This is a genomic window from Flavobacterium sp. 28YEA47A, from assembly GCF_041262125.1.
Taxonomy (GTDB): Bacteria; Bacteroidota; Bacteroidia; order Flavobacteriales; family Flavobacteriaceae; genus Flavobacterium.
In genome coordinates this window covers 326,106-339,551 of the sequence record NZ_JBGCCI010000004.1, presented here as the reverse complement: position 1 = coordinate 339,551, position 13,446 = coordinate 326,106, and the positions used below count along the sequence as shown (strand labels likewise).

At 37.6% G+C, this 13,446-nt stretch carries 9 protein-coding genes; 5 read left to right on the top strand and 4 right to left on the bottom strand.

All coding sequences use genetic code 11. The annotated features are described in order from the left end of the window. Positions 1-26: 26 nt before the first annotated feature. The 3 genes from bioD to ABH942_RS07850 are packed head-to-tail and all read left to right on the top strand — an operon-like array spanning position 27 to position 3,145. Positions 27-644: a dethiobiotin synthase gene (bioD, locus tag ABH942_RS07860; protein ID WP_370030792.1), complete on the top strand. Its 618-nt coding sequence runs from the start codon at positions 27-29 to the stop codon at positions 642-644. Between the two features lie 11 nt (positions 645-655). Then, positions 656-1,927 (top strand): adenosylmethionine--8-amino-7-oxononanoate transaminase, encoded by a 1,272-nt coding sequence (gene bioA / locus ABH942_RS07855; protein ID WP_370030790.1) that lies wholly within the window; start codon positions 656-658, stop codon positions 1,925-1,927. 60 nt (positions 1,928-1,987) lie between these two features. Continuing rightward, entirely contained in the window at positions 1,988-3,145 is a 1,158-nt protein-coding gene (locus ABH942_RS07850; protein ID WP_370030788.1) for a beta-ketoacyl synthase N-terminal-like domain-containing protein, read from the top strand. A 60-nt stretch (positions 3,146-3,205) separates the two neighbouring features. Here the strand turns inward: ABH942_RS07850 and ABH942_RS07845 are convergent, their stop codons facing one another. Both ABH942_RS07845 and ABH942_RS07840 read right to left on the bottom strand, forming a co-directional pair. Further along, on the bottom strand, positions 3,206-6,958 hold the full coding sequence (locus ABH942_RS07845; RefSeq protein WP_370030786.1) for a hypothetical protein: 3,753 nt from the start codon (positions 6,956-6,958) through the stop codon (positions 3,206-3,208). Positions 6,959-7,168: 210 nt separating this feature from the next. Next, the gene (locus ABH942_RS07840) at positions 7,169-7,654 is read right to left on the bottom strand and encodes a regulatory protein RecX (RefSeq protein ID WP_370030784.1); all 486 of its coding nucleotides are present in this window, start codon (positions 7,652-7,654) and stop codon (positions 7,169-7,171) included. Positions 7,655-7,878: 224 nt separating this feature from the next. On the opposite strand from ABH942_RS07840, the gene ABH942_RS07835 reads away from it, so the two are divergent. Both ABH942_RS07835 and ABH942_RS07830 read left to right on the top strand, forming a co-directional pair. Continuing rightward, positions 7,879-9,438, top strand: coding sequence for a T9SS type A sorting domain-containing protein (locus tag ABH942_RS07835; protein ID WP_370030782.1), 1,560 nt, complete (start codon positions 7,879-7,881; stop codon positions 9,436-9,438). Positions 9,439-9,531: 93 nt separating this feature from the next. Next, positions 9,532-9,921 (top strand): hypothetical protein, encoded by a 390-nt coding sequence (locus ABH942_RS07830; RefSeq protein WP_370030781.1) that lies wholly within the window; start codon positions 9,532-9,534, stop codon positions 9,919-9,921. Positions 9,922-10,023: 102 nt separating this feature from the next. Here the strand turns inward: ABH942_RS07830 and ABH942_RS07825 are convergent, their stop codons facing one another. Both ABH942_RS07825 and ABH942_RS07820 read right to left on the bottom strand, forming a co-directional pair. Further along, positions 10,024-10,896, bottom strand: a complete 873-nt coding sequence (locus ABH942_RS07825) for a cupin-like domain-containing protein (RefSeq protein ID WP_370030779.1) — start codon at positions 10,894-10,896, stop codon at positions 10,024-10,026. A gap of 146 nt (positions 10,897-11,042) precedes the next feature. Next, positions 11,043-13,346 (bottom strand): T9SS type A sorting domain-containing protein, encoded by a 2,304-nt coding sequence (locus ABH942_RS07820; protein WP_370030777.1) that lies wholly within the window; start codon positions 13,344-13,346, stop codon positions 11,043-11,045. Positions 13,347-13,446 lie beyond the last annotated feature (100 nt).

The window sequence follows — 13,446 nt, the reverse complement described above, 5'->3', positions numbered from 1 at the left end:
TCTGCATTAGGAATATATACTATAATATGAAAATTTTTGTCACAGGAATAGGAACCGATGTAGGCAAGACAATTGCTTCTGCAATTATTACTGAAAGCCTGGAGGCTGATTATTGGAAACCAATTCAAGCCGGTGATGCCGATAATTCAGACAGTCATAAATTAGAAAGGCTGCTTACTAATTCAAAAACCAAAATCCATCCCAACAGCTATTTGTTACAGACGCCGGCAAGTCCGCATTTTGCAGCAGATAAGGAAGGCATAACCATTGAATTAAAAAACATAAAGGAACCCAAAACAAAAAAAAATCTTGTAATTGAAGGAGCTGGTGGCGTTTTTGTGCCTTTGAATGAAAAAGATACTGTCATGGATCTGATTCAGAAAGAATACAAAGTTATAATCGTTTCAAGGCATTATTTGGGAAGTATCAATCATACGCTCCTGACTGTTGCAGCACTAAGAGACAAAAAACTTGATATTGCAGGAATTGTATTCAATGGTAATGAAAATAAAGCCACTGAAGAAATCATACTAAGCAAAACAGGATTAAAATGTATCGGCAGAATTGAGGACGAGCCTTATTTTGATAAAAACGTAATTCGTGACTATGCGGATCTGTTTTTCGATAATTTGAAAGCCTTATAAAAGAATAACAAATGACACTTTCAGAAAGAGACCAGCAGTATAATTGGCATCCGTATACACAACATAAGCTAACAAAGCCAGCCATTGCAATCACAAAAGGCGAAGGCGCTTTATTGTGGGATGAAAATGGAAAAGAATATATAGATGCGATTGCTTCCTGGTGGGTAAATCCTTACGGACATAGTAACCGATTTATAGCCGATGCGATTTATAAACAACTTACTTCGCTCGAACACGTTTTATTTGGCGGATTTACACATGAACCGGCTGTACTGCTTTCAGAAAAGCTTATGGGAATCTTACCGGACAACCAGAAAAAAATATTTTATTCAGACAATGGCTCGACTGCTGTTGAAGTGGCTTTGAAAGTAGCTTTGCAATATTTTTATAATAGAGGTGAAAAACGGACTAAGATTATTGCTTTTGAAAATGCTTTCCACGGAGATACATTTGCTGCTATGGCGGCAAGCGGAATTTCTTTTTTCACAGAAGCTTTCCGAGGTTCGCTGATTGAGGTGGTTCGCATTCCCGTTCCCGTAAAAGGTAACGAGCAAGAATCTTTTGAAACTTTAGAAAAACTCGCCAAAACAAATGAATTTGCAGCTTTCATTTTTGAACCGTTAGTACAAGGTGCGGCTGGAATGGTGATGTATGAAACTTTTGCTTTGGATAAGCTAATGACTATCTGTAAAGAAAATGAAGTTTTTACCATTGCGGATGAAGTCATGACTGGTTTTGGCAAAACCGGACAGAATTTTGCCTGTGATTATCTTGAAAATGCGCCCGACATGATGTGTCTTTCAAAAGCCTTGACTGGCGGGACAATCCCAATGGCGATTACAACATTTACCCAAGAATTATTCGATGGATTTTACAGTGATGATGTCAATAAAGCATTATTTCACGGACATACCTTTACTGCAAATCCTACAGGTTGTGCCGCTGCTTTAGCGAGTTTGGAGTTGCTTCAAAGCAAAGAAATGCAACATAATATTCAGAGAGTACACCAAAAACATAAGGAGTTTCAGGAAAAAATCAGCAGCCATCCAAGAGTAAAGGAAACAAGAACTCTGGGAGTGATTTTTGCTTTGGAAATTGAAACGGAAACTTCAGAGAGCTATTATGGCGATTTCAGGAACAAGCTGTATGATTTTTTTATAAATCAGGGCATCGTGCTGCGTCCTGTTGGGAATATTGTCTATATACTGCCGCCTTATATCATTTCGGATAAGCAATTGGAAAAAGTATATTCCGTTGTGGAAGAAGCCTTAGAAATAGTTTAAATTTGTCCTGAAAACAATTCTGGCAAGGTTTTTATCTTGTCAGAACAAAATGATTCTGTTTTGTCTCAAAAAATAGCCATCACGTCCTTATCTTCCATTTCGCCTCTGGGAAATTCTCCTGAGCTGATCTGGCAGAATTATCTAAACGGAGAAACTCTAATTGCAGAACATCCGGTAGGAAATAGTAAGGCTTTGGCGGCGGTACTTCCCGACTATCTTAAAGAGGAAATTGCAAGGCTGAAAGACTCTGAGAGTAAATATAAAAACCTGGATGATTCTGTTTTATACGCCATTCTGGCTTCCCGAAAAGCTATTGAAAATTCAGGATGGAAGCAAGGTGATGATTTCGGTATCAACATAGGTTCTTCCCGAGGATCTACCCAATTATTTGAAAAGCATTTTCAGGAATTTCTGGAAACTGGAAAAACACATACTTTGGCTTCGCCAACCACCACTTTGGGCAATATTTCTTCTTGGATAGCCCATGATCTTAACAGTCGCGGACCAGAAATTTCACATTCCATAACGTGTTCAACGGCTTTGCATGCTGTGCTTAATGGTGTAGCCTGGCTGCGCTCCGGTATGGCAGAAAAGTTTTTGGTAGGAGGCAGCGAGGCACCACTTACGGCATTTACTATTGCTCAAATGAATGCCTTGAAAATCTATTCTAAAAGTCAGGATCAATTTCCTTGCCGGGCGTTTGATATGGCAAAGAATCAAAATTCTATGGTTTTAGGAGAAGGAGCATCTGTTGCTTGTCTTGAAATAGGAGTAAAGCAAAATGCCCTGGCGTATATTGAAGGAATTGGCTATGCGACTGAAGTTTTAGAACACAGTATTTCTATTTCTGCAGAAGCCCAATGTTTCCAAAAGTCGATGGCAATGGCTTTAGGTACAACAGATAGTAAAGATGTGGATGCGATAGTTATGCATGCGCCGGGAACTATAAAAGGAGATTCTTCAGAGCTAAAAGCAATTGAACTGTTATTTGGAAATAATCTGCCAATGCTAACGACAAACAAATGGAAAATCGGACATACTTTTGGAGCTTCAGGAATGTTGAGCATTGAAATGGCTCTGCTGATGATGCAGCACCAAAAATTTATTGAGGTGCCGTTTGCAGAAAACCAAAAAGAAAAAAAACCAATCAATAAAGTATTAATTAATGCTGTTGGTTTTGGAGGTAATGCTGTCAGCATATTGCTCTCAAGGCCTTAAACGAAAAAATCCCATAAACAAGATCGTTGCTTATGGGATTCTGATGTGAATTATCTAGTCTTAATTCATGATGATTTTTTTGGAAACCGTCTGGTTGTCATCCAAAGTTATTTTTGCTACAACTACTTGAGTTCCTACATTGATTCCTGTAGTTGTGAATTCATTATTGTTAACTCCTTTCTTGAAGAAGATTTCTTTACCTGTCAAATCAAGAACCTGAACGCTATCAATTGTGAAGTTATCTGCTTTGATGGCAATCTGATCTCCTTTTTTGTACACGATGATGTCGTTTGCATTTACTTTAGGAGTGTCAATTCCAAGAGCCTCATTTACATAACGGATTTCAAATCTTGAATTGAAAGTTCCAGCAGTAGTTGAAAAATAATATCTGTCATTCTTGATGTTGTGTACAGTATTTGTCAATCTGTCTACTAAGAAAACTTTTTGATCTTCAAATAAACCGTCAACACTTTCAATTCCGATGCTGTAATCACCAGCAGTAGCAGCCATAAATCCTAATGGAACAACATCTGCAGTGCTGAATGGTAATGATCTACCTTGGATAACCAATTTGTTCGTATCAAGCAAAGAATAAAGAGCAGTTCCAGAAGCGTATGTTATTCCATCATAAGCATCGTCCATAGCATTTGTTGCCCCGGTAACATAACCTACAAGAATTTCATTGTAAGCTCCTGCTGCATTTGTGATATTCAACCACAATCTATTTTTCTCAATAGTAACTTCTTCTCCATTTTCACTTCCATTTTCGCTGCTTTGAGTAGCGTTAGAATTGCTGTTTCTGTAGAATTGTCCATTACCAGCAGTTTGAGTTACTCTCATAGCGTTGTTGAAAACGATGCTACCGCTAGTTTTTCCTTCTACGAAAAATCCTTGACCAGAAGCAATATTTCCTTTGAATTTATTTGAAGGAGTATTTCCGCAAGTCGTACAGTTGTTTGTTTCACCACTACCTGTAGCTCCTGTAGCATTGTAAGAAATGTAGCTTGCAGGATTGTAGTTGTATATTCCGTTAGTATCAGGAGTTGAGCTTACGGCAATATTATGTGTCCAGAAATAGAATGTTCCTTTAATAATACCTTTGTTTGCTTCATAGAATTTATCTGCGCTGATAGCTGATGGATATGGATTTCCGATTAGGTTTGATTTTAATGTTGTACCTATCTTCGTATCGATTTTTTTCACTCCGTTATTTGGAGCTCCAATGAATTTTGTTTCAAAAATAACCGGAGCTGTAAGTGAATATTGTTGAGGAGCTCTCACAATATATCCTTTACCGGTTTCCATTGCTGTTGTTCCGTTCATTTCAGTAACCCACCCGTTTCCGGCAGCATTGTAGCTTAGGTATTTGTCAGCTAATGTGTTTGGAGACAAATCACGCAATGTCCAGTCTGCAGCAGCTACAGGAGACGACCAGTATGTAAAGTCGTAACGAGTAACCGGAGTTGTATTTCTTCTTACTGTTATTTTTCCGCTGTTTGCAGCGTTGTCATTAACCTGTATAAGGCTTGCATTATTTTCTACTATAACATTCGCAGTTGGAGCAACAACTAATTCATTTTGTACAATCAGGTTTACACCAGAATTTACTTTTAGAGTTTTGTTAGTGTTTACTTTACAAGAACAAACATCAAGATTACTGTTCAATTGCAAATCACCATCTACTACGATTGCAGCTCCGTCAGGAGAAGTACTCCATGAAGTTCCGTTATAAACAGCATTGATTGGAGTTAAAGATAGTTTCACGTTAGCAGAACCGGCAACTTCTCTTGTGACTACTTCAATAGTAGAGTTGCTGTTAAGAGCATAAGTTCCTACTACAGTTGGTGTAGGATTTTCACCGCTCCATCCGCTGTTGTAAAATACAACTGTTCCATTAACATAAACTCTTGTTTCATCATCCCAATTGTCCATAGTAAGTTGGTATTTTCCGCAAGCGAATCCTTTTCTTTTATGAATCATTGTAAAATCGTCTACACGAACAGGACATCCAACCCATCCAGCTGAATAAGAAGGAGAGGTTTCTTTATTCCAACCATTATTAGCCATGTCTTGAGTGTTCAATCCCAAAGTATTCTGAGTATAATATCCTGCATAATCAGCTAATGTAGGAGTCATGCTTCCAACATTATAACCATATACATTCCATGCATTGTTTCCAAATGCTGTTGGATCTCCAGATGGCGTTGTTATTGTTACAGCTACAGTCACACCACTTGTTGGTGTAGAACATGGCGTAGAGTTGATTCTTCTAACCCAGTATGTTGTTGTAGCGCTAGGAGAAACAGTGATTGAAGCTCCTGAACCAGAAATAATGTTAGAACCTATTGCAGATCCTGTTCCCCATTGGTATGTTGAACCTGAACCTCCGTTAGCAGTCAATGTAGTTGATCCGCCAGCACACAATGTAAGAACTCCTGTGATAGATGTAGGAGCTACTGCAGTTCCTGTAGCCACAGTAATTTGCAATGTCAATCCTGTAGTTGTAAAATTACATGGAGCAGCACCTTTTCTTCTAACCCAGTATGTTGTCGTTGCTGTTGGAGAAACAGTGATTGAAGCACCTGTACCAGAAATAACATTTGAACCTATTGTTGTTCCTGTTCCCCACTCATAAGTACTTGTATTTACACTTCCACCACCAGCTGTCAAAGTAACTGAGTTACCAGAACAGATAGTATTGCTGGTTGCGTTTGAAGTTAATGTTGTTGGAGCTGTTGGTGAATTAGCACAAGTATAATTGAAAGATACTTGAGAATCTCCGTTTTTTTCATAATACTCCAAAACAAAATTTACTGTTGTCGCACTTGAAAATGTTTTTGTAACTGAGCCAGAAGTATATCCATGGTCAGCCCAGTCACTGATTGAATATCCTGATTCTCCGTTGATTTTTAATCTGTATCCGTCATCTCCACCAACTGTAAAAGTATAAGTTCCAGCTGGGAAGGTTTTAGTCATTTTGTATATGGTATAGAAATTATCAGTTGGCTGTTGGCAAAGAACTGTTGTCAATCCAGCTACTGCACCTGAACCTACATTTCTATCGAAAGTTTCGTTTTCAGTAACATATCCTAAATAAGTTGTAGCTGCAGGAGTTCCAGAGTAAGAGTAAACATAACCATTCCAAGAACCGTTAGGTGAAACTGAAGGATTTCCTTGTGGCGTACAAGCTGCTGTAACAGTTCCAGTTATTGCCGGACCTGAAGCATTGTGTGAAGATGGTGCACTGTCGTTATAACCGTGTTTTATTCTAATTCTTGGGCCATCCCACCATTGGTCAAGTCTTCCGAAAAATGCGATTCTAATGTAAACTGTTTCACCAGACTGTACAGTTATTCCTGTCAATGGAACAGAAATAGCATTGAAGGTTTTATTAGATGTATTTAAACTGTTGTTTGTGTAAACTAGAGTTCCGTTTGATGGAAAGCTTGCATCTTTTGAGTAATATACCTGCATTCTTGACATACCATTTGAATCATAATTTTGGTATTCAAAATTAAATTGATTCAAATCGATCTTGTTACCGCTATTAGCAGAAATTGATACTTGTATGTATTTTGAATAATCTGGCGTAGTTGAATAAGGCCATGTAGAGGTAAGGAAAGCATTTCCGTTGTTGTTCCAGTTGTCAACTGAAAAATTTACGTTTGATCCTGTAATATTTCCTGCAGAAATATTTGAAGCTATTACATAAGGGCTAGCTTGCAGATTAGCTCCATCCCAACGTACTAAAGTTGTTTGTGAAAAACCAAAAACAGGTAGTAATAAAACGAATAACAAAAACATTTTTTTCATAGGTCAAGCAGTGTTTATTCTGATAGGGTGAGGCAAATGTATGTCCAGGTTATCTATCAAAAGAAGCTTTCAAAGGCCTATTTTTCAGGTTTTCGATGACGTGTATTCTTTCATCGGCGAAATGCAGAAATCAACGAAAACGTTTTCGTAAAAAACGTAAGAAAAAACTTTATTTTTAAAAAAAATGGTGTGAAAATGAAGGAATAAGGCTTAGTCTAATTTTTCCAATTCGATTGCTTTTTCATAAACGAGGTTGCTTTCGAATCCTTTTCGGAGAAAAAAATCGCAGAATTTTTTTCGTTTTTTTAAAGTGTTTTTTTCAAGAATTGTATCCCAGAATTTTTCAGTAGAAAAATGAAAAGTGTCGAGATATTCGTCCGCAATTTCTTTTAGGGCAGTTTCAATATTGTATTTAGATATGTTTCTAAATTTCAACTCATTAACGATTCTAATCTTTCCCCAATGTTTGATTCTATGTTTGCCGCGTGCAAAACTACAGGCAAAACGTTCTTCATTAAGAAAATTATTTTCAATCAGATGAACAATTGCGGAGTCGATTACTGATTGTGAAGTGGTTAGTGTTTTTAGTTTTTGTAGAATTTCCTCGTGGCAACGCTCCTGGTAGGCACAATAGATCTCAGCCTTTTTGATAATTTCTTCCGGAGTATAACTTTTCTGTTCGGGTTTTTGGCGCATGAGAAATTGTTTAACGGTTATAAAAGTATAAAAGATATTGTTCTGACGTAAAGTTTTTGGGACATAAATAATTCGGATTATCTGGGATACTTTATTCTAATACGAAATACAACAGAAAAAATATTTGTTTATATTTAACAAAAATTTTACATATAAAGTTTTGATATACAGTGATATATCAAGTAAAGAAATATACCTGGACCCTTTTTAAAAACACTATGCGTATGAAACATTTCTATTTTTTATTCTTCCCTTTTTTGTGCATGGCACAAGCGCCTGTTATCGAGTGGCAAAAATCATTAGGCGGCTCCGGTAATGATTTTGCCAACTCTGTCCAACAAACAGCAGATGGAGGTTATATTGTTGCTGGATATACTTCTTCCAATGATGGTGATGTTTCCGGTAATCACGGTGGAGACGATATCTGGGTCGTAAAACTGACCGCAACAGGTGCAGTAGCCTGGAGCAGAACATTAGGCGGCTCCGGAAACGAGGTAGCCAATTATGTTCAGCAAACGGCGGATGGCGGTTATGTCATTGCCGGAACCACCTTTTCTAATGATGGAGACGTTACAAGAAACCAAGGAAATAGTGATGCCTGGGTAATAAAACTTGATAATGCAGGTGCTATTCAATGGCAGAAAACATTTGGCGGATATCATATTGATGTTGCCACTTCTGTCCGACAAGAGGCCGATGGAGGCTATATTGTAGGATGTTATACGATATCTGAAAATACTGGCGATGTTATCGGAAACAAAGGAGGAACCGATTGTTGGATAGTGAAGCTGACTTCAACCGGCAACATAGATTGGAGCCTGTGTTTGGGAGGACGAAGTGAAGAATTTGCTCGTGCTGTACAACCAACGGCAGATGGAGGTTATGTGATGGGCGGTTATACTTCGTCTGTAGATGGAGATGTTTCGGGAAATCATGGGAGTATTGATTATTGGGTAGTGAAACTAGATAATATACAGGAAGTCCAATGGAAAAAAACATACGGAGGAACTGGTTCGGATATACTTACTTCAATTGTTCAGACCACTGATGGAGGCTATATCGTTGCCGGGCATGTGTATTCCCAGGATGGAGATATTGCAGGTTCGGGTTTCCACGGTCCTCTTTTTGATGATTATTGGGTAGTGAAACTAAGCAGTACAGGTGCAATACAGTGGAAGAAAGCATTGGGAGGCTACGGCAATGATCTTGCCCAATCTGTACAGCAGACAGCAGATGGAGGTTACATAGTGTTTGGATATGTCACGAGTAACGATGGTGATGTTTCTGGAAACAACGGATATATGAATTATTGGGTTGTAAAACTCAGCAGTCAGGGAGTGATCCAGTGGCAAAAAGCCTTAGGAGGCAGCGGTCAAGAAGGATTTAACGCTATTCCCTATGCAGTAGATGGTGCTCATTCTATCCAGCAAACAACAGATTTGGGATATATATTGGCAGGATATTCAAAATCGAATGATGGTGATGTTTCCGGAAATCACGGCGGCTTTGATTACTGGATAGTAAAACTTGCAAATCCTTTGGGTACAGACAATTTTTTATCTGAAAGTGTCAGTGTCTATCCCAATCCCGCTTCAGAACGTGTTTTCGTAAGCACAGGAGCAAATTCCCAACTAGGGCAATTGTCGCTTTACGGCCTGCTTGGACAACTTATACGCACAACAAAAGAAAATTCAATTTCAGTTTCCGAACTTCCTAAAGGTGTTTATTTCCTTCAGGTAAAGACAGACAAAGGGGAGGTTACCAAAAAGATTGTGGTGGAATAAATAGTTGGAACCTAAATTAGAAAAGGATTACCAAAAGTAAAGTAGTTGATTCATTATTGTAACGGATTTGCAATTCGTCCTAATTAAGTAAAAATGGAAGATAAGGTTTATAATTGGTTGGTGAAAAAAGGAAATATCTTAATTCAAAAAAACGGAGATTGTATTGCTCTGAAATTGAATTACGAGAATGGTGACTGTTGTTTGCTAACGTCTTCTGATACACATGAAATAATTGAATTATTGACGAACATTTCAAAACAGATTTGGGAAGATCCTGATTATGAAAGAAAACCGTATACAAACCAACTTCATAAGAAAACTGAAAACGAATATTGTTGGGAAATTGAAGATTCACAACTTCTATTAAAATATAACGATACTGAAGATGTCATAGAAATTAAATGTAAAGGAAATAACAGCCTGAATTTAGAAATTAATTATGCCGTTGAGATAATACAAATTTTGGAACATTTAAGTAAATAGGAATAATTCGTGTGAATGACTATGGTTTATAATAAACAATCATAAAATGGCTCTTATTTGGTTGGGTTTCTAAAAAAGGATAAAAAACCAGCTGTTTGCTGGTTAGTTTGAAATATTCAAATTTTTATGTGTCCTCACAATTGCCTGTTCATTTTTATAATCAATCCAGGATTGTCCTTTCCATTTTCGCATCAGGTTGTCAAAGTTTCTCATGATAAAGATGTTGTAGGCAGCCTTTCCTAAATTGGTTATTTTTCTTGGAAAGGCACGAAGACTCATTGAGAATCCGGGAGTCAAATATTTCATATAGTGCCAATAACCTTCAGGCATATAGAGCATTTCGCCATGTTCCAGGTTGCATATCAGTCCATTGGCTTTTTTTAATGCCGGCCATTTTTCTAAATCCGGATTGTCAAAATCGATATCTTCTCTTGAGATTAAAGCATGCGGTACTTTATACAGATAAGGTGTTTGGTCTGGAGCAAAAAGGATGCATTGCTTTTTTCCATGAAAGTGGAAATGAAGAATATTCGAATAGTCGATGTCGTAATGTATAAAGACTTTTGAGTTTTCTCCTCCAAAGAAAAGCATAGGAAGTTGCTTGACTAGTTTAAGCCCAATATCGGGCCATTTAAAGTCTGATTTTAACGAAGGCACTTCCTTCATGAGGTTATACAGAAAAATTCTATAATTGGTAGGCTTGGTTTGTAGAAGGTCAATATAGTCTGCCATTTTCATTTTGGCATGAGCTTCATTAAAACCATCCTTGTGTGTTACCGGGCGGTCATCATATAAAGGAACCGTTTTATCTCCAGCTATTTCCCTGATATAATTGAGTTTCCATTTTTCGTATGCCGGCCAGTCTTCTGTCAGCTTTTCGATGACCAATGGTTTTTGTTTTTTTACATAATTAGTATAGAAATCCTCTTTTGAGATAGTCTTTACACGCTCAATTTCAGTCAAATGTAATGGCATACAATAGATAGTTTGAGATAATGGTTTATAACAAAGTTAATAAAGGATTATCAAACCGTAAAGAGCAATACCTTAAATTTTCCCACAAAAAATACCGCATATCAAAATCTGACATGCGGTATCTTCAAATTTAAAAAACTGAAAAACTAATTTTTGATCAACTTTTGAGAAAACTGCTTATCATTTTGAGTCGTAACATTTACGATATAGATTCCGCTGCTTAATTTTGAAATATTGATACTGTTGTTGGTGCTTTCCATAACTTTTTGACCTGTAATGGAATATATGGCCGTATTTTTTATTTCGAACTGGTTTTCTGTAACACCAACATTCAAAATATCATTTGCCGGGTTAGGATAAATGAAAATAGGATTATGGGCAATTCCCGGATTATTAATTCCCAGTGGTAGATTTAGGATTTGGTATTTCATGACGCCCAAATCAGTTGTAGCCAGGTAAGCATTGATTGTTGTGCCATCAAAATCATAGTCCATTGAATAGGATTGTATATAGTTTAACTGTTGTGGAGAAACATAAGTCCAGTTTGCACCGCCATCTATAGTGTAATAGATTGCAGCATCAATTCCCAAAGCACTGTGGACAGACGCTAGCATAACGCCATTGTCAACAGGAGAATATTTGATTCTTTTCGCATCAACGCCTTGTAAAATTGCTGTCCAGTTTTCACCGGCATCTGATGTAGCAAAAATACCAGAGCTGGTTACTGCCGTGAAATGATTAACATCTAGCGGATTTCTAGCCATATCCCATATCAGGTCAGCATCTTGGCTAATGGTAAGGCCATTTATTTTTTCTACCCAGTTAACGCCACCATCTATAGATTTGAAAAATTTAGCTCCTTTTGCAATGAAAATTTCATTCGGATTCGCTGCTGAAACCGAAATTCCTGTTACCACACCATAACCGAATTCACTTGTTTCAGGAGTTATGATTTCATCTGTGATGATTTCTTCCGGATTGGCAATGTTGATTTTGTAAAGATTGCCACCTTCGCCAGATCTCAAAGAGACATAAATAATGTTTGTGTTGCTTGGATCTACAATCAATTCCTGCATATCGTCTGCAAAAGCACTCATCAAGACAGTTGTTGTTGCTCCATAATCTGTACTCATGTTCAGGCTACTTCCAAAAAAGCCCATTGATGCATACGTAAAAAGACGTCCTGCAACTACAGGATCTGCAACCATATAATTTCTTTTCGGATTGAAAGAAGTTGGCGGTTCAATGTCATGGATTGAAGTAACTCCTGATGTAAGGTTTTTATGCAGACGGCCTCCCTGGCTGCCATAATATAAGTGTTTTGTAGATTGATATTTGGCATGAGAAACGCTAATGACATTATAAAAAGGAGCCTTAATCTGCGTTAATGTTGTACCTCCGTCATTTGAGAATTGAGGGAATAAATCGGTAGCAATGGCTACTTGGTTTTGGTTGAATGGATTGTAGGAAGCACCCAATCCGTAATAATAGGATGTAGAACCATCAGGATAAACGGTATTGTTCCATGTTAATCCGCCGTCATTACTTTTTACGATTTCGTTTTCTTCAAGAATGATGATATGGTTTGGATTGACCGGATGGAAAGTAATTTTGGTGATATTATTCAATGTCTGGTCTGTCCATGTAATAGGCACATTGGTCCATGTGTCTCCTCCGTCTGTCGAGCGATAGACGCGTTCCTGATGAATTCCAAATCCGATACTGGTTCCAATCAGGATGTCATTGCTGTTTAGCGGATTAAAAGTAATAGCACTAAATGTGTATCCAGGCAGTTTTTCAGTCCATGTCATTCCAAAATCTTCAGAAATCAACAACCCGCCATTGATTCCGTTAGGGCCTAACGATCTTCCCATGTAAATTTTAGCGTTATTGACCGGGCTAAACGCAACATTGTCAATGTGCACATCATCATGGTCAACACTAAAATAAATCAGGTTCCAGGTAGTACCTGCATTTTTTGTGTGGAAAACTTTCGTTCTGGCAGTTAATCCTTCACTATATGAGGTATGGATAACCAGATCGTTTCCTGTTGTGTCATAGAATGAGTACGAAGAAACATAGGCATAATCCTGCGGATTAGGAATAGCATAATAATGAGTAATGGTATTGGTAGCAAGATCAAAAAGATAAACACCGTCTTGTGTGCCACTGTTAACGACCGAGAAACTAAGTCCGCTTTGACCGTATTGTCTTAAGTCCTTCATTTGTGCTGTCGGATTTGGGAAGGAAAATTTTAAGTTCCAGGTCAATCCGTTGTCAACAGAAACGATAATGTGGTTTCCTTGTGTTCGGGCATACATTTTGTTTTCAACAGTTGCATCATACGTAAGGTCTTCCAGTTTTCCGAAATTGGTTGAGGCTTCATAACTGATTTGAGCCTGACTTGCATAGCTCAATAGCAATAGTAAAGCAATGGTAATTTTTTTCATAATAGACATTTTTTGTTTTCTAAATTTTCAAAAAAACAATAGCTATTTCAAAAAAAATGGGCGGACATAGTGTGACATCCAACAGGACAAAATGTGATTT